The sequence below is a fragment of the Micromonospora sp. DT62 genome, from assembly GCF_049847285.1.
GTDB classification, from domain to species: Bacteria; Actinomycetota; Actinomycetes; order Mycobacteriales; family Micromonosporaceae; genus Micromonospora; species Micromonospora reichwaldensis.
In genome coordinates this window covers 196,678-217,873 of sequence record NZ_JBNCOB010000008.1, presented here as the reverse complement: position 1 = coordinate 217,873, position 21,196 = coordinate 196,678, and the positions used below count along the sequence as shown (strand labels likewise).

The window sequence follows — 21,196 nt, the reverse complement described above, 5'->3', positions numbered from 1 at the left end:
GCCCGGCCGCCGGCGCGGGCGCGGTGGCGTTGCGCCCGGGGCGGCCGGGCAGGGAGCTACCGTCGCGCGGCGGGCCTGCCGGGTGCCGGCAACGCGCGCACGTCCAGCTTCCCGCTCGGCGTGCGGGGCAGCTCGTCGAGGCACACCACGGCGCCGGGCAGCAGGTAGTCGGGCAGCGTCTCGCGGAGCTGGTCGCGCAGCTCGCGGGCGGTCGGCCCGGGCGGCTCACTCGGCACGACGTACGCGACCAGGCGCGGGACGGAGCCGGTCCCGGCGACCGGCACCACCGCCGCCCGGCGCACCCCGGCGCACCGGCGTACCGCCTGTTCCACCTCGCCCAACTCGACGCGGTGGCCCCGGATCTTGACCTGGCCGTCGCGGCGGCCGTGGAACTCCACCAGTCCGTCGGGGTGGCGGGTCACCAGGTCACCCGTGCGGTAGCACCGGCCTTCGGGATGGTCGGTCGGGAACATCTCGCCGGTCGTTCCGGGGTCGTCGCGGTAGCCGCGGGCGAGCCCCGCGCCGAAGATCAGCAGCTCCCCCTCGACGCCCGCTGCGACCGGGCGCAGGTCAGCGTCGACGACGGCGACCCGCGCGTTGTCGATCGGGCGGCCGATCGGCACGGTGGCGGTGCCCGGGCGCGCCGCCGGGTCGGTCGGCACCTCGAAGGTGAGCGCGCCGACGGTGGTCTCGGTCGGGCCGTAGTGGTTGACCATCCGCACGTCCGACAGCTCTCGAACCTGGTCCACCAGCTCCCACCGGCACACCTCGCCACCGACGATGAGCAGGCGGCGGGGCAGGGCCCGCTCCGCCGCCTCGTCGAGCAGCGCCGCCAGGTGCGACGGGGTGATCTTCAGGACGTCGACGCGGTGCTCGTCCTGGTAGTCGGCGAAGTCGTCGGGATCCGTCGCGGTCTCGGTGGGCACCAGGTGGACCGTGTCTCCCCCGGTGAGCGCCGGGAAGACCGCGGTGTGCCCGAGGTCCGTCGCGAGGCTGGTCACCGACGCGAAGCGCAGCCGTTCGCCGTCGGCCCGTTCCGGGTCGACCAGCCGGGCGACGAAGGCCGCGTAGTTGGCCAGGGCCGCGTGGGGGATCTCGACGACCTTGGGTACGCCGGTGGAGCCGGACGTGAACACGGTGTAGGCGAGCTGGTCCCCCGCGACCGGCAGCGGACCGCCCAGCGCCCCGGCGCGCTCCGCCGCCGCCCCCGCGCCGATCCAGCCGGCCAGGTCGACGGCGAGCACCACCTGCCCGGCCACCGGCGGGTCGTCGCGATCCGTCACCACGACGGCGGCCCCGCAGCCGCGCAGCTGGCTCTCGACGCGGGCCCGGGGCTGGTTGGCGTCCACGCAGGCGTAGCCGACCCCGGCGTGCAGCGCGGCCAGGCACGCCACCAGCTGGGCGGCGCCGCGGTGGGCCAGGACGGCCACCGGGGCGGCTGTCGCACCGTGGCGCCGCAACACGTCGGCGAGACCCGCGACGGCGTGGCGCAGCTCGGCGTAGCTCAGTGTCGCGTCCGCGCCGACGACGGCCGTACGGTGGCCGTGCCGTTGGGCGGCCGCCCAGATCAGCGCGGGCACCGCCCGGTCGGGGTGCCACCCGGTCGGCGGTCCGGTCACCTCGGGATCGGCAGGCATGGCAGGTCCCTTCGGTTCGACGGCGGCGGGCCGACAGGTCGCCGGTCGACCGTGGGGTCGCGCGGCACGCGCTTGCGGTGGCAGCGATCGTGACACGGGGGCCGCACCGCGACAACACCTCATTCGTGCCGCGAACCCCTATCGTCGGGGCCGCTCGGCGGACGACGACGCGTCCGGTGTGGTCAGACGGCCACCATGCAGTTGTCGGAGCCGCTGTCGCGCCCCCGGGCGCTGACGATCCCGGCGGAGCCGTCGCCGTAGTAGCGGCAGAACAGGCCCGCCGCGCGTCCGCCGAACAGCAGCGGCCCGATCACCGGGGCGACCTCGACGTCGTGGGGTTCGTCGGCGCCGTCGGCGACGAGCGAGACCCGGCACGTGCGTGGCGCCACGAAGTCCTGCACCACGCTGGTGCCGTCGGCGGCGGCCTCGGCGACGGCGGACTCCCACGTCGCCTGGTCGAGCTCGCCGCCGATGACCACCTGCTTGCCGCTCTCCCCCAGGCCCGCCTTGAGCACCAGCAGGTCCCGGTTCGCCAGGACGAACGGGAGCAGCTCGACCTCGCGACCCGCGCGGCTGGTGCGGCGGTCCGCGAGGATCCGCGTCCACGGCACGTACCTGTCGACGAGGCTCCGGTCGGCCGCGCTCATCCACGGCCGGCCCTCCGAGAGCAGGCCCATGGTCAGCTTGCTGTGCATGAAGGTCGACGTCTGGGTGCCCACGAGCAGGCAGCCGTTGTCCAGCGCGTCCTGCACGTAGCTGGTGTCGAGGCCGGCGTCGAGCCAGTCCGGGATGGTGAAGTTGCGCAGCCCGATCGGGTAGCGCAGGTGGGGCGGGCAGTCCCACGCCTCCGGCAGCTCCTCGGGCTCGAAGAAGCGGGCGGTGAGGCCGTGGTTGTTGAGGTAGTCGGCCTCCAGCTGGAAGTAGCGGCTCTGCACGCCGTAGACCCGGGCGCTGCCGACGATGGCCACCCTGGGCGCCAGCCCCAGCTCGGCGCAGAGCGCGCGGTACATCTCGGCGCGCACGGCGAACGGGTCCGGGGAGCTGAACGGGGTCCTGCCCGCCGCGTCGGCGTGCAGCCTGCGCCACACCTCGAGGCGGCAGCGCGTCTCCACCACGCCGCCGAGCGCGCCGCTGACGTTGAACTCCAGGAACTGGGGCCCGTCCGGCCCGATGACGACGTCCGGCCGCACGACGCAGTCCGGATAGCGCTCCTCGACGAACGGGTCCCGCACGAACAGCTGGTCCTCGCTCTGCGGCATGCGGTAGGCCGCCAGCCGGCCCTGCGTGGTGGGGGCCGTCTCGAGGGCGGTGCGGCGGAGCAGGTCGACCAGCGCGGCGGCCGCCCGGAAGATCTCGGCGTAGGACGCGCGCGGGATGGCGATCGGTGCCGCCGGCAGCAGCCGCTGGTAGGGCCAGCCCGTGTCCCGCAGCTCGTGGCGGAGCATCCCGCGGATCGTCTCCGCCGGCGCGGCCGGCGCCACGCGGTGGGTGCCGAACCACGGATGCCCGGCCGGCCCCGCACTGCCGACATGCTCGCGCACGGTCATCTGACGCTCCCCGGAGTAGCACGTCGGGCCGGCGCCGGTGCGTGCTCGCCGCGGGACCGGTATCTCCGAAACGATGATCGACATAGACTAACATTCACGTCCGACGGGGACCGCGTCGGTTCGTCCACCTCCGACACGGGAGAACCGCCGATGACCTTGCGTCATGTCCAGGGCAACGAGTACCGCGAAGAGCACGGCGGGGACTACGAGGACTTCGAGCCCGGCATGGTGATCCGGCACTGGCCGGGCCGCACCATCTCCGAGACCGACAACACCTGGCTGACCCTGCTCACCATGAACCAGCACCCGCTGCACTTCGACGAGCACTACGGCGCGGGCAGCGAGTACGGGCGGGTGCTCGTCAACAGCGGGATCACCCTGTGCCTGATCGGCGGCATGACCGTGCAGGCCCTGTCGGCGCGGGCGGTGGCCAACCTCGGCTGGGACAAGGTCCGCCTGCGGGAGCCGGTGTTCGTCGGGGACACGTTGTACGCCACCAGCCGCATCCTCGACAAGCGCCTGAGCCGGTCCCGGCCCGGCCAGGGCATCGTCACGGTGGAGACGACGGGCGCGAAGTCCACCGGCGAGACGGTCATCGTCTTCGAGCGTTCCTTCATGGTCCGCTGCCGGGACAGCTCCGCCTGACCTACGCCACGGACGCCGCCCCCTCGTGCAGCGCCACCGCGGCGGCGGTGTCCTCGATGGCCATTCCGACCGTACGCAGGACGGACGTCCCCCCGCCGACGCGCACCCCGCCGGTGACCAGCGTGCCCAGCTCGTGCAGGTCGTCCACGCCGAGCAGGCCGGCGGCCAGGGCGGCGCGCACCTCACCGGCGCCGTCCAGCGCCGCGGTCCGGTCCTCGACGACCGCCACGGCGTCGGCCAGCAGGGCGGGGTCGAGTTCGATCGCGTCCGGGTGGGTGCCGCCGATGACGTTGACGTGCGCCCCGGGCGCCACCCAGTCCGCCTCCACCAACGGCGTGTTGTCGCTGGTGGAGGTCGCCGTACAGATGATCGCCGCGTCGGCGACGGCAGTCTTGGCGCTGTCGCAGACGCTCGCGTGCACCGGGTGGGGCACGGCGTCGCGCACCCAGTCGGCGAACTGCTCCGCCCGGTCCCGGGTCCGCGAGAACACCCGTACGCTGCGGATCCGGCGTACAGCCGCCACCGCGCGCACCAGCGACCGCGCCTGCACCCCCGCCCCGATGACCGCGAGGTCCTCGGCGTCCTCGGCGGCGCACCAGCGGGTCGCCAGGGCGGCGACCGCACCGGTGCGGACGGCGGTGAGCTCCGCGCCGTCGAGCAGGGCCGTGATCTGCCCGGTGGTCAGGTCCGTCAGCGCGACGACCCCGTGGATCAGCGGCAGGCCGCGCCCGGGGTTGTCGGGGGTGAGCGTGGTGATCTTGACGCTGCCCACCCCGCGCCGCTCCCAGACCGCGGGGCTGACCAGCAGGACCCGCTGGGGGCCGTGTTCGATGACGGTGCGCGCCGGGGAGTCGGTCCGACCGGCGACCAGGTCCGCGAACATCTCGCCCAGCGCGTCGATCACCCGCACCAGCTGGGGCGTGCCCGCCATCTGTGCGGCGTCGACCGTCACCGGCCCGGTCATCCGGCAGCTCCGTCGGTGCCGAACCGGGCGGCCCAGGCGTCCTCGCGCGACACGGTGGCGCGGGCCATCCGGGCAAACGGCGGGCCGACCATGTTGCCGTCCAGCACGGCGATCCCGCCGTTGGCCGCCCGTACGGCGTCGGCCACCCTGCGCGCCAGGCGCAGGTCGTCGGCCTGGGGGCGCAGCACCCGGTTGATCTCGTCGAGCTCGCCCGGGTGCACCGTCGCCTTGCCGTGGAAGCCGAGCGCCCGCACCCGGGCGGTCTCCTGCGCCAGCACGGCCGGCTCGGCGAGCCGGAAGTTGGCGGTGTCGATGCAGGCGGTGCCGTGCCGGGCGCAGGCCAGCGCCATCGCCTGCCGGGCGGCGAGCATGGCCTCCCAGGTGATCTCGACCCCGAGCGTGGCGGCCAGGTCGGCCGAGCCGAGGACCAGCCCGTCACTCGCCCCGGCGATCGCGTCGATCTCCGTGACCGCCTCCACGGTCTCCACCGTCACGTAGATCTCCGGGTGCGCGTCCGTGCTGGCCAGGATCTGCCGCAGCAGGGCCACCTCGGCCGCCGACGTCACCATCGTCATCATGACGATGCCGGGTCGCACCGAGCACTCCGTGAGGGCCACCAGGTCCTGCACCGCCGCGACGCTGCCCAGCTGGTTGATGCGCACCGCGACGTTCTCCGGCCGGGGCGCCTTCTCCAGGGCGGCCCGGCACACGGTGCGCGCGGCCGGCTTCTCGGCCGCCGGTACGGAGTCCTCCAGGTCGATGAGGTGCACGTCCGCGTCGTAGGACCAGGCCTTCACGACCCGGTCCAGCGACAGCGCCGGGGTGTAGAGGATGCTGCGCGGGATCGCCCGCGCGGCGCCGGTCATCGGGTCACCGGCTCGGGTCGTTCGGCGGCCGGGCGGGCGCCCGCCTCGACGAGCACGGAGCACAGCCTGGTGATCTGTTCCTCGGTCTGGCCCGCGCGCAGCATGACCCGCAGGCCGGCGGTGCCGCGGGCGACGATCGGGAAGAACACCGGCGAGGTGTAGAACCCGGCCGCGAAGACCCGCTGGGCCGCCTCGACGACGGTCTCGTCGGTCATCGGCACCACCCGGATCGGGTACGTGCTGCCGGACTGCTCGGTGGCCAGCAGCGAGTCGAACAGCGCGATGTTGGCCCGCAGCCGCCCCTGCAACTGGGTGAGCTCCTCGGTGCGGTGGATCTCCGCCGAGGCGAGCGCGGCGCCCACGGCGGCGGCGTTCATCTTCTGCGAGTAGCCCAGGGGCCCCGCGAAGCGTTCGACGATCCGCCGCGTCTCCTTGGGGAAGCCGTCGAGCAGGATCGCCGTGCCGCCCGCCCCGAAGCCCTTGCTCAGGGTCGCGACGGTGATGGTGCGGTCGTCGCGCACCGGGCAGTGCGAGCGGACGTAGCCGATGCCGCGCTCGCCGTACGCCGACAGCGAGTGCGAGTCGTCGTAGAAGACCAGCAGGTTGTACTTGTCCTGCAGCACGGCCAGTTCCTCGACGGGCGCGTAGCCGCCGAGGCTGTCCGAGCCGTCCACGACGTAGCAGACGCGTTCGTAGGTGCGGCACATGTCCTCGAGGTAGTCGAGGTCGTGGTGGCGGCAGGTGACGACCTCGGTCTCGTCGGCGCAGTTCGGCTTGGCGTTGGCCATCGACACGTGCGCGTTCTTGTCGAAGACCATCAACGGTCGGGTGCCGTTGCCGAGGTGCCCCGACGCGATCAGCGGCAGCAGGCCGGTGCTGGCCGCCGCCGTGGAGATCGCGCTGATCACCATGGCGTCGAACAGCTCGCCCAGCGACTCCTCCAGCTCCAGCAGCACCGACGTCTGGACGCGGGTGCGCGGGATGCAGTGGTCCAGCACGCCGAAGCGGCGCAGCGCGGCGACGGCCCCGTCGATCACCTTGGGATGGGTGTCCAGGTCCAGGTAGGAGCAGACGGTGAAGTTGACGAACTCGTGGCCGTCGGCCATCCGGAACACGCCGTCGGAGAGGTCGCCGACGATACCGGCGACCCCGTGCTCCTCGGACATGTTCCAGAAGGTGTTGCCCACACCGATGAGCTTGTCGTTGTTGCGGTAGTGGTGGGTGGGGGTGATGGACTTGCGTTCGCTCATCAGGAGTTCACCTCGGTGGGCTTGTAGCTGTAGACACCCTTGACCCTCCGGTAGGCGTACGTGTACAGCGCGACGCCGAGCGCGTGCGGCCTGCGGAGGATCTTCTTCGACTTCAGCCAGAAATTGACGTTGATGTTCATCTCGTCCAGCGACTCGGCCTGGTGCCACCAGCCGAGCGGCAGGTAGAGCATGTGGCCCGGTTCGAGGACGAAGTCACGGCGCTGGGCCAGCTTGGGCGCCACCCTCGGGAAGCGCGCCAGGTCGACGTTGTCCAGGTCGAAGACCTGGGACTTGTCTCCGAACCCGCGCAGCACGGAGCGCGGGTAGTACTCGCGGGAACCGGGCGGGGCGATGATGAACCGCTTGCGGCCCTCCAGCGCGATGTTGAAGTTCTCGAACTCGTCGAAGTGGTTCTTGGTGAACACGCCGCGGTGGCTGATCCACAGGTTCGCCGCGTACAGCGTGTCGCCGTAGCCGAAGAACCTGTCCGCGTCGAAGCCGATGACGGCGTTCACGTCGGCCGGGCTGTTGCGGATGTTCGACACCACCCGGTGCCACGTGCCCGGGGTCGTCAGGTGGCGCTCGTCGGCGAAGAAGTCGCGCAGCTTGATGTCGCGGGTCTCCCAGCGCCCCGGGTGGTTCTTGTCGCCCGGCTCGGTGAACAGGGTGACGGTCATGTCGGCCAGCCGGCTCGCCACGCCGTCGCGGCCGAGCCCCTGCACGTCGGGCGGCAGCGCGATCACCACGGGCACGTCGGCCTTGAACAGGCCGCCGGGGCCGACGGCCATGAACTCGTCGAAGGTCATGCGGGCCACGGGGACACCTGCCGACCCGTGCGCGTTGGACACTGCGTCCGGAACTCCCATGTCGCCTTTCCTCACTGCTGAGGGCCGCGGTGCGCGGCCGGTCACGCGTTGGCCCTGCGGGCGCTCAAGTCCGCCACCACGTCCACGATCAGGTCCTCCTGGCCGGCGATGGCCTGCCGCCTGCCGAGTTCGAAGAACACGTCGCGCGCGTCGACGCCGGCGCGGCCGGACAGCTCGACCACCCGGTGCTTGAACCCGGAGAACACCCCGGCCAGGCCGCTCACGATGGACATCGAGGCGGTGACGGGAGGTGCGGGCATGAGTTCGCGTTCCGCGAGGTCGGCGGCGTCGAGGAGCGCGTACAGGTCGATGCCGGTCGCGAAGCCGCTGCGCTCCAGCACGGGGACGAGCACCTCGAGCTGCGTGTTGCCCGCCCCGGCGCCGAAGCCCCGCGCGCAGCCGTCGATGATCAGGGCGCCGGCCTGCGCCGCGGCCACCGAGTTGGCGACGGCCATGCCGAGGTTGTCGTGGCCGTGGAAGATCACCGGTGTGTCGACCGCCGCGGTTATCGCACCGATCCGCGCGGTGACGTCGGCGGGCAGGAAGTGGCCCGCCGAGTCCATGATCCCGACCGCCTGCGCGCCGTAGGCGACGGCCTGCGCGGCGTGCTCGGCCAGCTCGGCGGGGGACGCCATGTGGCTCATCATCAGCACGCAGTGCGCCTCGGTGCCGGCCTCGCGCAGGACGTCGAGGTGGCGCTCGGCCAGCGACGTCTCGGTGGCGTGCACGCCGATGCGGACGACGTCGGCGCCGTGGCCGATCGCGCGCCGCAGGTCGTCGGAGGTGCCCCAGCCCGGCAGCATGAACACGCCCATCCGGCTGTGCCGCAGCGCCTCCCGGACCGTCGACAGCATCTCGTCGTCGCTGACCGCGGCCTGACCGACCTGTAGGGACGACGCACCGAGGCCGTTGCCGTGGCCGACCTCGACCACCGGGATCCCCGCCGCGTCCGCCGCCTCCGCGTACCGGCGCAGGGCGACGGCCCCGAGCTGGTGGCGGACCGCGTGCTGGCCGTCGCGCAGCGTCGGGTCGTGGATCACGACGTTCCTCATCGGACCGCCTCCGTCCGGGCGGTCCGGCCCAGCCGGGCCGCGTGCTGCTCGGCGACCAGGATGGCGGCCGAGTTGATGATGTCGAGGTTGCCGGCGTACCGGGGCAGCACGTCGCTGTGGGCGGTGACCTGGAGGGCGACCGTCACCCGGTCGTCGACCACGGTGCAGGCGGTCACCGCGTAGCCGGGGGCGAACGACCGCACCTGCTCGGCCACCGGGTCGACTGCCGCGCGCACCGCGGCCACGTCGGCGCCGGGAATCCGCGCGTGCACGGCCGTCCGGAACGTCGCCGGCGGCACCGCCGGGCTGATGTTGAGGATGGCCTTGACGTCGCGCACGCCGGAGAACGTCGTGACGGCGTGCCGGGTGGTCGCCACGTACTCGTCGAGGTTCAGCCGGGTGCCGCGGCCCGCGACGTCGCTGGCCACCGTCGAGACGACCTCGAGGTAGCTCACCGGGAAGCGGGCGGCGAGCGCGTGCGCGACCGGGATGGACGCCTGGCCGCCGCAGCTGATCAGGTTGATGTTGCGCCCGGTCGTCGCCGCCACCCCGGTCACGGTCGGCACCACCATCCGGCCCGCCCGGCTGGGCGTCATGTCGACCACCAGCGTGCCGAGCGGCTCCAGCAGCGACCAGTGGCGCAGGTGCGACGCCGCGTTGGTCGCGTCGAACACGACGTCGAACGCGCCCGGCGCCGCCAGCACCGCGTCGATCCCGGCGGCGCTGACGGGGTAGCCGAACCGCTCGGCGTGCCGCAGGCCCGCCGAGTCCGGATTGCGCCCGGCCACCAGGCGGCAGTCCAGCAGGGCGGATCGGTGGATCTTGCTGATCAGGTCCTGGCCGATCGCCCCGGTGCCGATGACGGCGACGGTGGCGGGTTCGACGACACGGACCTCGGCGTCGGTCACGTCCGCGGTGAGACTCAAGGCGTGCCTCCAGGGCGCCGGAGCCGGCCGGTCCGCGACCGCCGGGCGAGGGATCGGCGGGTACGGGTCGCGCGGCTCACGGATTCCGGGTCGTAGGTTCTCAAGTACGTCGTCCTCACCATTCGAAGTGCGCGGCGCCCCGGGCGGAACCTCGTGCGGCACGACAGGGGTCGGTCGCGCGGGGTCGGCGTGCCGGGCGTCGCCGCCCGCCGTGCCGCTCCGGGGAGCGGGTGCCCGGACGGCCCGCGCGACGCCCACGGCGACGCGACCGCCCTCGGGGCGTCGCGGTCGGTGGGTCGTCGGGAGACGGGTGCGCCGGGCGGATGTCGGGACACGTCGTGACCGGGAGTTGTTCGGCGGAATCCGTTCGGCCGGAATTGTCGAGTCGAACAACAATCGGACATATACCTTGATCTCAGAAGTCTCGACGTATTAACCGAAGAAGCCCCCGTTTACCTGCACGACAATCAATGCGGCCGTTGCGCTCCGTCAGCCGCAGCGTTCCGTCGGCATCGAAGCTATCAGATGGCCACGCCGAGTGGACCCGGCTGTTACGTCACTCTCGCGACAGTCCAGGCTGGAGTGTGAACCGTCACAGAGCCCGCGAACGGGCGACGTGCGGTCGCCGCGACCCGGCCGCTCGCGGCGCTTCGGAGCGCCTCCGGGCAGGCCGTACGCCCGAGCTGCCCGCGCGGTTCTCCGGCGGATCACCGATCCGTCGCGCGGCGCCGACGGCACTTCGCCCTCGACGCCGCCACGACCATTTGCGACTATCCTCGTCAGCTCCACAGTGCCGGCTCTTTCGGACGGTCCGGCCGAATTGTCGACGGCGGTGTATAGGCAGATCGAAAGGGGGAGGGAATGGAACGTCCGCCCGCCCGCCGACGAAGCTCGACCGGCGCCGGATGACGACCGCCGCCGCACCCCCTGCCGGCCCCGCCCGCCCCGAACCGGACGCGCCCCCGCCCCGAGAGGACACACCATGACGACCACCCGGCCGCCCGCAGTGAGCAGGTCGCCACTGGGCCGCGCGTACGCCGAGCACGTCGCCCGGAGCGCGTCGTCGGACGACCCGACGGCCGCCGCCCTGGACTCGGTCATCCTCGAGCCGTACCGGGACCGGTTGATGAGCGCCCCCGCCTTCCTGGCGGAGAGCGAGTGCCGGGCCGTCGCCCGGGACCTGCGCACGGTCTACGACCTGCTGCGCGCCCTGCCGGAGCGGGTGTTCGGCGGGGACCTCACCGCACTGGCCGAGGCCGTCGGCATGGATCCCCGGCAGACGGCGCTGATCACGCGCGGCGCCCGCGCCGGGTCGCTCGTCCCGCTGGGCCGCGCCGACCTCTACCACGACGGCGCGGGGTTCCGGCTGCTCGAGTTCAACCTCACCAGCGCCCTCGGCGGCTTCGAGTCCGCCGACATCAACCGGGCGATGCTCGCGTACCCGCCGCTGCGGGAGTTCGTGGACCGGCACGGGCTCCGGTACCCGGACACGCTGGGCTGCATCGTGCGGATGATGTACGCCGAGTGCGCCGCGACGATCCCCACGGACCGGCCGCCCGTCGTCGCCGTGGTGGACACGACGGAGAACTACCCCATCGTGGGCGGCCGGCTCGAGGTGTTCGCCGAACTGCTCGGCGGCTACGGGATCGAGGGGATCGGCTGCCACCTCGGCCAGTTCACGTACCCGCAGGGCCGGCCGACCGTGGCGGGCCGTGCCGTCGACGTCGTCGTGCGCTACTTCCTGCCCGAGGACCTGGCCGACCCGGTGGCGGCGGCCCAGGTGGAGCCGCTGCTGGTCGCCGCGGAACAGGAGAAGGTCGGCCTGTTCAGCCGCCTGGACGCCGAGCTCTACGGCAACAAGGGCACCCTGGCCATGCTCTCCGACGACCGGCACCGGGGCCTGTTCGACGCCGACGAGCTGGCCTGCGTCGACCGGCTACTGCCGTGGACCCGGCACGTACGCCCGCGCGGCACCGATCCCGAGGGGGCCGAGGTCGACCTGCTCGCCTACGCCCGCGCCCGGCAGGACGAGCTGATCCTGAAGCCGACGCTGCTGCACGGGGGCAACGGCGTACTCGCCGGGTGGACGGTGGACGGCGACGAGTGGCAGGCCCGGCTCGACTCCGCGCTGGACGGCCCGTACGTGCTGCAACGCCGGGTCCGGCCGGCCGCCGAGCCGTTCGCCGACGGCGCGGGCGGCGTGCGGGACCTCTACCTCAACTGGGGGGTCTACCTGGCCGACCGCGACGTCGTCGACGAGGACGGCTACGCCGGTTGCCTCGTCCGTGGCAGCACCGACCCGGGGGTCGGGGTGGTCAGCATGGCCGGCGGCGCGAAGATCGGCTGCACCTTCCACGGCGGCTGAGCGCCCGTCGCCGGCCGGGTGGGGCCGTCACGCCCGTACCGCCGCCCGCCGGGCACCGGATCACGGTGCCGGCGGGCTCAGCGGTGTGCGACGGCCGGTGGGGCCGGCACGACCGGGCGCTGAGCGCCCGCACGTGCCGGCCGGTCGGTCGCGGGGCGCTCAGGCACCCGCGCCGGAGCGCACCCGGTCGATCCAGGCCTCGACGCCGTCGGCGGTACGCGGCATGGCCGACGACAGGTTCTCGTGGCCGTCCTCGGTGACCAGCACGTTGTCCTCGATCCGGACGCCGATGCCGCGGAACTCCGCCGGCGCCAGCAGGTCGTCGGCCTTGAAGTACAGGCCGGGCTCGACGGTCAGGATCATCCCGGGCTTCAGCTCGCCGTCCATGTACTCCTGACGCAGCAGCATCTGGCAGTCGTGCACGTCCATGCCGAGGTGGTGGGAGGTGCCGTGGACCATCCACCGCCGGTGCCAGCCGCCACTCTCCCGGTCCAGCGTCTGCTCGAGGGTCACTCCCTCGGGCAGCAGTCCCCACTCGTGCAGCCGCCGGGCGATGACCAGGTTCGCGGCGGCGTGGATGTCGCTGAACTTGTTGCCCGGCTTCACCGCCGCCAGGCCGGCCTCCTGCGCCTCCAGGACCGCCTCGTAGATCTTGCGCTGCACGTCGGTGAAGCGACCGGTCACCGGGAGGGTGCGCGTGATGTCGGCCGTGTAGAGGGAGTCGACCTCGACACCGGCGTCCACCAGGATGAGGTCGCCCTCGCGGACCGGACCGGTGTTCTTCGTCCAGTGGATGGTGTTGGCGTGGTCGCCGGACGCGCAGATGGTCTCGTAGCCGATGCCGTTGCCGTCGTGGCGGGCGTACAGACCGAAGAGACCCTCGACCCACCGCTCGCCGCGCTCCTTGCCGACGGCCTCGGGCAGCCCGGCGATGATGGCCTCGAAGCCCCGGTGGGTGGCGGCGATCGCCTTGCGCATCTCGCCGACCTCCCACTCGTCCTTACACAGTCGCATTCCCGACAGGTGGCGGGCCAGCTCCTCGTCCGCCTCGTGCTGCTGCGTCACCGACGTGGGCGTCTCCGCCTGGGCCCGGGTCTCGTCGACGAGCCGGGCGAGCTCGCCGTCGGCCCCCCGCACCACGCGCACCACGGTCGCGCCGGCGTCCTTGGCCAGGACGTCCGGGAGCGAGTCGATGTGCCGGGTGCCGATGCCCAGCCGCTGCTCGATCTCGCGCATCGTCGGGCGGGGTCCGACCCAGAACTCGCCGAACCGGGAGTCCGCGAAGAACTCCTCGCTGTCGCGCGGCGCGAGCGGCCGGAAGAACAGGATCGCCTCGTGGCCGTCGGGCCTGGGGTCCAGCACCAGGACGCTGTCGGGCTCGGTGTCGAACCCGAGACCGGTCAGCCAGGCGAAGGCCGTGTGCGGGCGGAAGGTGTAGTCGGTGTCGTTGCTGCGCACCTTGAGGCCGCCGGCGGGGATGATGAGGCGCTCGCCCGGGAACCGGCGTGACAAGGCCGCCCGGCGGCGGGCCGCGTGCTCGGCGACCTCCGCGCGCGGGACAGGTGCCGCATCCGTACTGGCCCAGCCGGAGGCGATAAAAGCGCGGAATGCGTCGCTCGTCGGGGTGTTACGGTGGCTGGCTTTCACCTGCTCGTCGCTTGTCATGGCCGATATCCTGCCATGCGCTGCGGAGCCACGGCAAAGCTGCCGCGACCCTCGACTGTGGCCCCTGGAGCGCCCCGACGGCAGGCGTGGTCGCGGTCGTCGCCGCCGGGCGTCCGGCGCGTAAGCGGGTATCGACGTTTGGGCCCACGACACGGGCCGGGGAGTTTTACCGGAACGCCGAAATCGATCGACGTCTTGACATCCGTTGTAACATTTCAAAAGCCGCTCGATCGGCATCCGTGGCGCGCTTGTGAACGCCACCGTTTCCGCTTTGTTTGATCCGACCGTCCGATGCGGTCGCCAACTCACGGAAAGCGAAGTGTCCATGCAATTTTGTGCGTTGAGTTCTGCGGTGAAGACGGCTTTCGGCCGTGATTCGGGTGGTCGGGGCAGGCGGATCGCCGTCGCGGCCGCGCTCGGGGTGGCACTCGTGGGCGGGGCGGGCGCGGGTGCCGCGGCCGTGGCCCCCGCGCCGCCGCCGGAGCCGGCCGCGGCGCCCGTCGGCGGCCACGCCGTACGGCAGGGCACCGTCACGGTCGACGGCGCGTCCCTGCGTTACACCACCAGCGGGAGCGGCTCGCCGCTGGTGCTGCTGCACGGCTGGCCGCAGACGTCGTGGGTGTGGCACAAGGTGCTGCCCAGCCTCGCCCAGCAACACACCGTGATCACGTTCGACCTGCCCGGCCTGGGCGCCTCCACGGCCCCGGCCGGCGGCTACGACAAGGCCACCACGGCGCGCCGGATCCGGCAGGCGGTCAACCAGCTCGGCTTCACCCAGGTGGCCCTGATCGGTCACGACCTCGGCGCCATGGTCGCCTACAACTACGCCCGCGACTTCCCCACCGAGGTCACCCGGATCGGCGTCGTCGAAAGCCCACTGTCGGGGTTCGGACTGGAGAACTTCTACGGGATCAGCTGGCACTTCCTCTTCAACGCCTCACCCGCGCCCATCCCGGAACGCATCATGGACAACGAGGACGTCCCCACCTATCTGGGAATGCTCTTCGACCGCGCGCAACATCCGGAGGCGATCGACCGCAACGTCTACTACCGCGCGTATTCCGACCCGGCGAAGCGCACGGCGGGATACGAGTACTACCGGGCGTTCAAGGCCGACGCCGCCGACAACCAGGCCCACGCGCAGACGAAGCGCCTGACCATTCCCGTGATGGCCATGGGCGCCCAGTCCGTGTTCGGACCCGCCGTCGCCGCCTCCTACCAGCAGGTGGCCGATGACGTCCGTACCGTCGTGGCCCCCGACACCGGCCACTGGATCGCCGAGGAGAACCCGACGTTCTTCAGCGCCTGCGCGTTGCTCTTCTTCGGACCCTCCACCGGCACCCCGTCCAGCCCCGAACTCACCGGCTGCGCCCCCTGACCGGAGCCTCTCCCGCACGTACCGCGCCACGGCGAGGGCGACCTGCGTCGACCCGGGCCGGCGGTGGCGACGCCACCGCCCCTTCCGGTCGGCCCGGCTGCCCTCGCCGTGGCGTCGGCGTACGGCGCCGGCCCGGCCCGTGGAAATGGTGATCGCGGACGAGTGGGAGCGGCGGCGGCCGACGCCCCCGGCACGGCCGGCGGCCCGTGGGCCTAGCTGTCCTCGTAGACGAGGTCCAGCACGTCGGTGCGCCCGGACCAGCGCAGTTCGAGGTTCCAGCAACCGGCCCGCGGCAGGTCGACGATCGACGGCCCCGGGCCGCCGGCGACCTCCCGGGTCACCCGGGTTCCGGTGCCGTCCAGGGTCGCGGTGATCCGCAGAGCGTCCGGGGTGGTCGCGGCGGGGGGCGTCGCGGCGGGACGGGCGACCCAGAGGATCTTGTTGTTCGTCCCGTGCTTCCTGGACCGGCTCAGCGGGTGTCCGAACAGCACCGCGACGATCTCGCCGCGCGCGCCGAGGACGTGCGGCATCCGGGTGCTCCCGCTGAACCCGGCGTCCGCCCAGTCGGGCAGCGACCCCGTCTCGACCCGGGAACCGCAGCCGGTGGTGGCGGCGCCCGAAGCCGCGCCCGTCGACGCCGTCACGGCCGGAAAGGCGGCCTGCGGACCGGCCGAAGAGGCAGCCTGTGGGGAGGCGGCCTGCGGGGCGGGCGGCCCCGCTGTCGTACACCCCGCCAACAGGACCACTGCCCCCAGCAACACCCTGCGCGCTGAACCCATCTCACGCCTCCCGACGACCTGCTCGTGCTTTCTCACTGTCGGGACACCGGCCGGCTCCCCCGGGTTCCCGACCCGGGTCCCGTAGTGGTGGGCCCGGGTCGGCACGACCGCCCTAACCCAGCGACCTGGCGATCTCGATCGCCTCGTGCCTGGGGAGGTCGCCCTCGATGCGGTAGCTGACGTCGCCCCCCTGCCAGATCAGGGTGGCGGCGGCGAGCCGCGCGGTCTCCACCCGGACGGTGCCGGCGCGATCCACGTAGGAGACCGGGTGCGGGGCGCCGATCCAGACGGCGAAGCCGCCGTCGACCTGGACCCAGCTGGCACCCGCCGCGCTGCTCTCCTTGTCGAAGGCCAGGTCGAGACGGCCGTCGAAGGCGTCAATGCGCAGCGCTCCCCCGCGGTAGAGCAGGGTCACCACCCGGCAGAAGCCCGCGCCGTCGGGGTCGGCGACCAGCACCTGCTCGGGCGGGCCCAGCTTCGTCGGGGTGCGGACGGGGAAGCGCACCTTCCGCTGCGCCTCGGCCACGGTGGCGGGCCGCTGCGTCGGCAGTGGCGAGGCGGCGCCGGTGGGACGCGCCGGATCGGGCGTCGTGGCGACCGTGATGCCGGCGAAGCGCAGCAGCCCGGCGGCGGCGTCAGCGAGGGCGGCGCGCCCCGGCGGCAGCGCCGCCACGACCAGGACGGTGAGTGCCGCGGCGACGAGGTGGCGCCACCGGCGTCGCCTCGGCGCGGGCGCGGCGAGGCGTGCGCGTACCCGGGCGGTCACGTCGGGCGGGTCGGGCGTCTCCAGCCAGGCGGCGAGGTCGCGCAGTTCGCGTTCGAGGTCATCCACGGCGCACCTCCGCGACGTCGAGCAGGCCGCGGAGCTTCGCCAGTGCCCGGGAGGTCCGCGACTTCACCGTGCCGCGCGGCCAGCCCAGCATGGTCACGGTCTCGTCCTCGCTGAGGTCGAGGAAGAACCGGCACACGATCACCTCACGGTCCTTCACCGGCAGCGAGCGCAGGGCCCGTACCAGGGTGGCCCGTCGTTCCCCGGCGAGGACGGCCTCGACGGCGGCGTCCTCGCCGATCTCCGCGGGCGGGTTCGCCACGGCCGCGCGCAGGGCGAGCCCGTCGCGCCGGCCGCGCGACCGGTGCAGGTTGCGGGTCTCGTTGGCCACGATCGCCAGCAGCCACGACCGGAACGACGACTCTCCCCGGTAGCGGGAGATCTTGCGATGTCCCTTCACGAACGCCTCCTGGATGACGTCCTCCGCGTCCGGACCCGCGCCGAGCAGCACCGCCGTCCGGTACGCGGACGCGGTGTGCCGGGCGACCAGGAGTTCGTACGCCTCCAGGTCGCCCGCCCGGGCACGGGTGACCAGGTCTTCGTCGTTCAGGGGTACCTCCGATGGGGACACGTTGATGACACCACCGGCGCCCTGCGGGTTCCGCCGCGTCGGGGGAAAGGTGTCCGGTCGCGTCCTTCGCCGTCCCGCCGGCCACGCCGGAGTTCGGCCCGGCCTGTAGCAATCCTTCTTGACGATTAATCGATGCGTAGCTAAGTTTCAGCCATCCGGACTGAGAGGTCGTCGTCGATGAAGGCCCGACTCGTTACCGCGACCGTCCTGGTGGTCACCCTGTCGACCACCCTCGCACCGCTGCCCGTCCAGGCCTCCGCCGCGCCAGCACGCCCACCGGGCGGCGAGCACGGCTGGGTCACCTCGACACTGCGGCACATGAGCCTGGCGCAGAAGGTCGGCCAGCTCTTCGCCACCTACGTCTACGGCGCCGACGCCACCGAACCCTCGGCCGCCGACCGCGCCGCCAACCGCGCGGCGTTCGGCGTCGAGACGCCGGCCGAGGTCGTCGACGAGTTCCACCTCGGCGGCGTCTGCTACTTCTCGTGGTCGCACAACCTGGACAGCCCGCGCCAGATCGCCACCCTCTCCAACGGGTTGCAGCGGGCCGCCGTCGGCGACGGCACGAAGGGGCGGGTGCCCCTGCTCGTCTCCACCGACCAGGAGCAGGGCGTGGTGCTGCGCATGCCCGCCCCCGCCGCGCAGTTCCCCGGGTCGATGGCCCTGGGCGCCGGGCGGTCGCCCGGGGCCGCCCACGAGGCCGCGAAGATCACCGGACGAGAGCTGCGCGCGGTCGGCATCCACCAGCCGTACGCGCCGATCGCCGACGTCAACGTCGACCCCGGCAACCCGGTGATCGGCGTACGGTCCTTCGGCGCCGACCCCCACCTGGTGTCCGCGCTGACCGCCGCCCAGGTCGCCGGGTTCCAGGACGGCGCCGGCGTGACGGCGGTGGCGAAGCACTTCCCCGGCCACGGCGACACGGCCACGGACAGCCACACCGACCTGCCGGTCATCGACCACACCCGACAGGAGTGGGACCGGATCGACGCGCCGCCGTTCCGGCGGGCCATCAGCGCGGGCGTCGAATCGATCATGACGGCGCACATCGTGGTACCCGCGCTCGACCCCTCCGGCGACCCGGCCACGCTGTCGCCGACGATCCTCACCGGCGTGCTGCGCGGCGAGCTCGGTTTCCGGGGCGTCATCGTCACCGACGCGCTGAACATGGCCGCCGTGCGGCGCAAGTACGGCGACGACCGCGTGCCCGTGCTGGCGCTCAAGGCCGGCGCAGACCAGCTCCTGATGCCGCCGGACCTGCGGCTGGCCCGGGACGCGGTGCTGCGGGCCGTCGCCACCGGCGAGCTGACCGAGCGGCGCGTCGACGAGTCGGTCCGGCGCATCCTCGCCGTGAAGTACCGGCAGGGCCTCGCCCGGTCGCCGCTGGTCGACGTCGAGCAGGCCGTACGCACGGTCGGGGCACCCGAGCACCTCGCCGCCGTGGCGCGGGTCACCGACCCGACCCTCACCGCCGTCCGCAACGACACGGGGCTGCTGCCGCTGGGCCCCGGGCAGCGGTCGGTGCTGGTCACCGGCTGGAACAGCGCCGCCTTCGCGCCGGTCGAGACCGTCGCCGACGGGTTCACCGCCCGCGACGCCCGGGCCACCGCCCGGCCCGCGACCCTGCCCTCGGACCAGACGATCGCCGCGACGGCCGCGCTGGCGGCCGAGCACGACCTCACCGTCGTGCTGACCAACAAGGCGTGGGACACGACCGTCACCGATCCGCGTGGCACCCAGCGGCGTCTCGTCGCCGCGCTGCTCGACACCGGGAAGCCCGTGGTGGTGGTGGCGGTCCGGGACCCCTACGACGTCGCGTACCTGCCGGGCGTGACCACCTACCTGGCGACCTACTCGTACACGCGGGCGGCGATGGACGCCCTCGTCCGCGCCCTGCACGGCGAGTTGTCCCCCCGTGGGCGGCTTCCCGTCACGATCCCCACGGCCGAGGGCGCGGGCACCGTGCTCTACCCCTACGGCCACGGCATGAGCTGGTAGGAGGCAACCCACCATGTCGTCGCTCCGCCCACCCGCGCTCCGCCCCTTCGCGATCGGCCTGACCGCGGCCGTCCTGGGCGCGGCGCTGCCGGCCACGGCGGCCGGGGCCACGCCGCCGCCGGCCGGCTCGGCGCCGCTGGTCGTCACGCCCGCCGACATCCACTTCCGGCACGACACGCTGCGGCCCGGCCACGTCCGCCAGGTCGGTCTGCTCCCCGAGCACGTGGACCGCATGCCCGCCGACCTGGCGGCGTATCTCGAGCCGACGCCGGACCACCCCGGCCATCCCGCGTACGCGGGCGCCGTGGTCCTGGCGGCCAAGGACGGCGTGGTCGTGCAGCACGCCGCGGTGGGTGCCGCGGTGAAGTACGCCGCCGTCGGCCCGCCGCCCGGGCTGGCAGGGGTGGAACTCCCCGCCGACGAGCAGATCCCGATGCGGCCCGACACCATCTTCGACCTGGCGTCGGTGTCGAAGCTGTTCACCACCATCGTGACCATGCAGCAGGTCGAGCGGGGACGGGTGGACCTCGACGCGCCGGTCGCCCGGTACGTCCCGGAGTTCGCCGCCGGCGGCAAGGCGGCGGTCACCGTACGGATGCTGCTCACCCACACCTCGGGTCTGCCCGCCTTCGTCCCGCTGTGGAGCAGGTACCCGACGCCGGCGGAGCGGTTCGCCGCCGCGCTCGCCACGCCGCTCGCGCCCGGTGCGGAGCCCGGTACCCGGTACGTGTACTCCGACCTAGGGCTGATCGCGCTGGGCGTGCTGGTGGAACGGGTGACCGGCCGTCCGCTGGCCGCGCTCGTAAAGGACGGAGTCACCGCGCCGCTGGGCATGACCGACACCGGCTACAACCCGGGGCCGCAGCAGCGGTCGCGGATCGCCGCCACCGAGTACCAGCCGTACGCCGGACGGGGCATGGTCTGGGGTGAGGTGCACGACGAGAACGCGTGGTCGCTCGGCGGCGTCGCCGGGCACGCGGGGGTGTTCTCCACCGCGGCGGACCTGGCCGTGCTCAGCCAGTCCCTGCTCAACGGCGGCGAGTACCGGGGGCGACGCATCCTGCGCGCGGACACGGTGCGCGCGATGCTGGTCAACTACAACGCCCCGCTGGAGCAGGCCTACCCCGAGAGCGATCGCGGGCTGGGCTTCGAGCTCGACAAGCACTGGTACATGATGGGGCTCTCCTCCCCGGTGGCGTTCGGGCACACCGGCTTCACCGGGACATCGATCGTCGTCGACCCGCTCTCCCACTCGTTCGTCATCCTGCTCAGCAACCGGGTGCACCCCGATCGCGGCTGGGGCAGCAACAACGTCGCCCGGCGCGCCGTCGCGCGCGATCTCGCCGAGGCGATGCCGGTGCGACCCCGGTCCCGCGAGGCGTGGCGGGCCGACCCGCGCGACCTCGCGACGGTCACCCTCACGGCCCCGCTGCGTCGGGCGGCGCGGGGCGGCACGGCGAGCTTCCTGCTCTGGTACGACACCGAGCCCCGCTTCGACAGCGCCCGCTTCGAGGTCTCCACCGACGGCGGAGCGACGTGGGCTCCGGGACGCCTGCTGCTGCGCCACGCCGACCGGCGCTGGAGCAGTGACGGCACGGTCACCGGCCACGGCGGCCGGGTCTGGTGGCAGGTCTCGGTCGAGTTGCCCGACGGGGCGACCCACCTGCGCTTCAGCAGCACCACCGACGCCTCCAGCCAGGGTCGGGGCGTCTACGTCGACCGGATCGTGGCGGCGGACCGGGACGGGTTGCTCTTCCAGGGCGAGGGCGCCGACGCCGCCCGGCTCGTTCCCGCCGGCTGGTCGCCTGCCCGCGCCTGACCGGGCCACCGCGCGCGCCGGCCCGTGTCGCCCGTGCCA

17 protein-coding genes are annotated in these 21,196 nt (G+C 73.2%); 5 read left to right on the top strand and 12 right to left on the bottom strand.

The genetic code is table 11. The annotated features are described in order from the left end of the window. Positions 1-56: 56 nt before the first annotated feature. Together ACPXCB_RS15000 and ACPXCB_RS14995 are read right to left on the bottom strand one after the other, a co-directional pair. The gene (locus ACPXCB_RS15000) at positions 57-1,637 is read right to left on the bottom strand and encodes an amino acid adenylation domain-containing protein (RefSeq protein ID WP_425875818.1); all 1,581 of its coding nucleotides are present in this window, start codon (positions 1,635-1,637) and stop codon (positions 57-59) included. A 182-nt stretch (positions 1,638-1,819) separates the two neighbouring features. After that, positions 1,820-3,184: a hypothetical protein gene (locus ACPXCB_RS14995; protein WP_425875816.1), complete on the bottom strand. Its 1,365-nt coding sequence runs from the start codon at positions 3,182-3,184 to the stop codon at positions 1,820-1,822. Between the two features lie 150 nt (positions 3,185-3,334). Here ACPXCB_RS14995 and ACPXCB_RS14990 point away from each other — a divergent pair, with 150 nt between their 5' ends. Continuing rightward, the gene (locus ACPXCB_RS14990) at positions 3,335-3,829 is read left to right on the top strand and encodes a MaoC family dehydratase (protein WP_425875814.1); all 495 of its coding nucleotides are present in this window, start codon (positions 3,335-3,337) and stop codon (positions 3,827-3,829) included. A 1-nt stretch (position 3,830) separates the two neighbouring features. Here the strand turns inward: ACPXCB_RS14990 and ACPXCB_RS14985 are convergent, their stop codons facing one another. The 6 genes from ACPXCB_RS14985 to ACPXCB_RS14960 form a co-directional block, all read right to left on the bottom strand. Next, a complete protein-coding gene (locus ACPXCB_RS14985; RefSeq protein WP_425875812.1) occupies positions 3,831-4,793 on the bottom strand; it encodes an ornithine cyclodeaminase family protein in 963 nt (320 codons plus the stop codon). Next, the gene (locus ACPXCB_RS14980) at positions 4,790-5,659 is read right to left on the bottom strand and encodes an HpcH/HpaI aldolase/citrate lyase family protein (protein WP_425875810.1); all 870 of its coding nucleotides are present in this window, start codon (positions 5,657-5,659) and stop codon (positions 4,790-4,792) included. The genes ACPXCB_RS14985 and ACPXCB_RS14980 overlap by 4 nt, the downstream gene beginning before the upstream one ends. After that, positions 5,656-6,909, bottom strand: coding sequence for an aminotransferase class I/II-fold pyridoxal phosphate-dependent enzyme (locus tag ACPXCB_RS14975; protein ID WP_425875808.1), 1,254 nt, complete (start codon positions 6,907-6,909; stop codon positions 5,656-5,658). The genes ACPXCB_RS14980 and ACPXCB_RS14975 overlap by 4 nt, the downstream gene beginning before the upstream one ends. Beyond that, positions 6,909-7,715 (bottom strand): cupin-like domain-containing protein, encoded by an 807-nt coding sequence (locus tag ACPXCB_RS14970; protein ID WP_151454074.1) that lies wholly within the window; start codon positions 7,713-7,715, stop codon positions 6,909-6,911. Before ACPXCB_RS14970 ends, ACPXCB_RS14975 begins: the two co-directional genes overlap by 1 nt. A gap of 101 nt (positions 7,716-7,816) precedes the next feature. Further along, positions 7,817-8,827 carry a 4-hydroxy-2-oxovalerate aldolase gene (dmpG, locus tag ACPXCB_RS14965; protein ID WP_425875806.1) on the bottom strand — a complete coding sequence of 337 codons (1,011 nt, stop codon included), beginning with the start codon at positions 8,825-8,827 and terminating at the stop codon, positions 7,817-7,819. Continuing rightward, complete coding sequence (locus ACPXCB_RS14960) at positions 8,824-9,753, bottom strand: acetaldehyde dehydrogenase (acetylating) (RefSeq protein WP_425875804.1); 930 nt, start codon at positions 9,751-9,753, stop codon at positions 8,824-8,826. The genes dmpG and ACPXCB_RS14960 overlap by 4 nt, the downstream gene beginning before the upstream one ends. A 982-nt stretch (positions 9,754-10,735) precedes the next feature. Between ACPXCB_RS14960 and ACPXCB_RS14955 the strand changes: the two genes are divergently transcribed. Next, positions 10,736-12,118 carry a hypothetical protein gene (locus ACPXCB_RS14955; protein WP_425875802.1) on the top strand — a complete coding sequence of 461 codons (1,383 nt, stop codon included), beginning with the start codon at positions 10,736-10,738 and terminating at the stop codon, positions 12,116-12,118. A 159-nt stretch (positions 12,119-12,277) separates the two neighbouring features. Here the strand turns inward: ACPXCB_RS14955 and ACPXCB_RS14950 are convergent, their stop codons facing one another. Then, positions 12,278-13,783, bottom strand: coding sequence for an aminopeptidase P family protein (locus ACPXCB_RS14950; RefSeq protein ID WP_425875800.1), 1,506 nt, complete (start codon positions 13,781-13,783; stop codon positions 12,278-12,280). A 352-nt stretch (positions 13,784-14,135) separates the two neighbouring features. On the opposite strand from ACPXCB_RS14950, the gene ACPXCB_RS14945 reads away from it, so the two are divergent. Then, positions 14,136-15,161, top strand: coding sequence for an alpha/beta fold hydrolase (locus tag ACPXCB_RS14945; protein ID WP_425875798.1), 1,026 nt, complete (start codon positions 14,136-14,138; stop codon positions 15,159-15,161). 212 nt (positions 15,162-15,373) lie between these two features. Here the strand turns inward: ACPXCB_RS14945 and ACPXCB_RS14940 are convergent, their stop codons facing one another. The 3 genes from ACPXCB_RS14940 to ACPXCB_RS14930 all read right to left on the bottom strand — a co-directional run bounded on the left by ACPXCB_RS14940 (position 15,374) and on the right by ACPXCB_RS14930 (position 17,340). Further along, positions 15,374-15,805, bottom strand: a complete 432-nt coding sequence (locus tag ACPXCB_RS14940) for a hypothetical protein (protein WP_425875796.1) — start codon at positions 15,803-15,805, stop codon at positions 15,374-15,376. Positions 15,806-16,052: 247 nt separating this feature from the next. Further along, on the bottom strand, positions 16,053-16,772 hold the full coding sequence (locus ACPXCB_RS14935; RefSeq protein ID WP_425875794.1) for a hypothetical protein: 720 nt from the start codon (positions 16,770-16,772) through the stop codon (positions 16,053-16,055). Next, a complete protein-coding gene (locus ACPXCB_RS14930; RefSeq protein ID WP_225852509.1) occupies positions 16,765-17,340 on the bottom strand; it encodes an RNA polymerase sigma factor in 576 nt (191 codons plus the stop codon). The genes ACPXCB_RS14935 and ACPXCB_RS14930 overlap by 8 nt, the downstream gene beginning before the upstream one ends. Before the next feature lie 177 nt (positions 17,341-17,517). Here ACPXCB_RS14930 and ACPXCB_RS14925 point away from each other — a divergent pair, with 177 nt between their 5' ends. Both ACPXCB_RS14925 and ACPXCB_RS14920 read left to right on the top strand, forming a co-directional pair. Further along, complete coding sequence (locus tag ACPXCB_RS14925) at positions 17,518-19,338, top strand: glycoside hydrolase family 3 protein (RefSeq protein ID WP_425875792.1); 1,821 nt, start codon at positions 17,518-17,520, stop codon at positions 19,336-19,338. Between the two features lie 13 nt (positions 19,339-19,351). Further along, the gene (locus ACPXCB_RS14920) at positions 19,352-21,157 is read left to right on the top strand and encodes a serine hydrolase (RefSeq protein ID WP_425875790.1); all 1,806 of its coding nucleotides are present in this window, start codon (positions 19,352-19,354) and stop codon (positions 21,155-21,157) included. Positions 21,158-21,196: the final 39 nt, after the last annotated feature.

What these genes read in the sequence shown, in the direction of transcription:
- ACPXCB_RS15000 (WP_425875818.1), bottom strand. Translation starts at nt 1,637, where the DNA reads ATGCCTGCCGATCCCGAGGTGACCGGACCGCCGACCGGGTGGCACCCC.
- ACPXCB_RS14995 (WP_425875816.1), bottom strand. Translation starts at nt 3,184, where the DNA reads ATGACCGTGCGCGAGCATGTCGGCAGTGCGGGGCCGGCCGGGCATCCG.
- ACPXCB_RS14990 (WP_425875814.1), top strand. Translation starts at nt 3,335, where the DNA reads ATGACCTTGCGTCATGTCCAGGGCAACGAGTACCGCGAAGAGCACGGC.
- ACPXCB_RS14985 (WP_425875812.1), bottom strand. Translation starts at nt 4,793, where the DNA reads ATGACCGGGCCGGTGACGGTCGACGCCGCACAGATGGCGGGCACGCCC.
- ACPXCB_RS14980 (WP_425875810.1), bottom strand. Translation starts at nt 5,659, where the DNA reads ATGACCGGCGCCGCGCGGGCGATCCCGCGCAGCATCCTCTACACCCCG.
- ACPXCB_RS14975 (WP_425875808.1), bottom strand. Translation starts at nt 6,909, where the DNA reads ATGAGCGAACGCAAGTCCATCACCCCCACCCACCACTACCGCAACAAC.
- ACPXCB_RS14970 (WP_151454074.1), bottom strand. Translation starts at nt 7,715, where the DNA reads ATGACCTTCGACGAGTTCATGGCCGTCGGCCCCGGCGGCCTGTTCAAG.
- dmpG (WP_425875806.1), bottom strand. Translation starts at nt 8,827, where the DNA reads ATGAGGAACGTCGTGATCCACGACCCGACGCTGCGCGACGGCCAGCAC.
- ACPXCB_RS14955 (WP_425875802.1), top strand. Translation starts at nt 10,736, where the DNA reads ATGACGACCACCCGGCCGCCCGCAGTGAGCAGGTCGCCACTGGGCCGC.
- ACPXCB_RS14950 (WP_425875800.1), bottom strand. Translation starts at nt 13,783, where the DNA reads ATGACAAGCGACGAGCAGGTGAAAGCCAGCCACCGTAACACCCCGACG.
- ACPXCB_RS14925 (WP_425875792.1), top strand. Translation starts at nt 17,518, where the DNA reads ATGAAGGCCCGACTCGTTACCGCGACCGTCCTGGTGGTCACCCTGTCG.
- ACPXCB_RS14920 (WP_425875790.1), top strand. Translation starts at nt 19,352, where the DNA reads ATGTCGTCGCTCCGCCCACCCGCGCTCCGCCCCTTCGCGATCGGCCTG.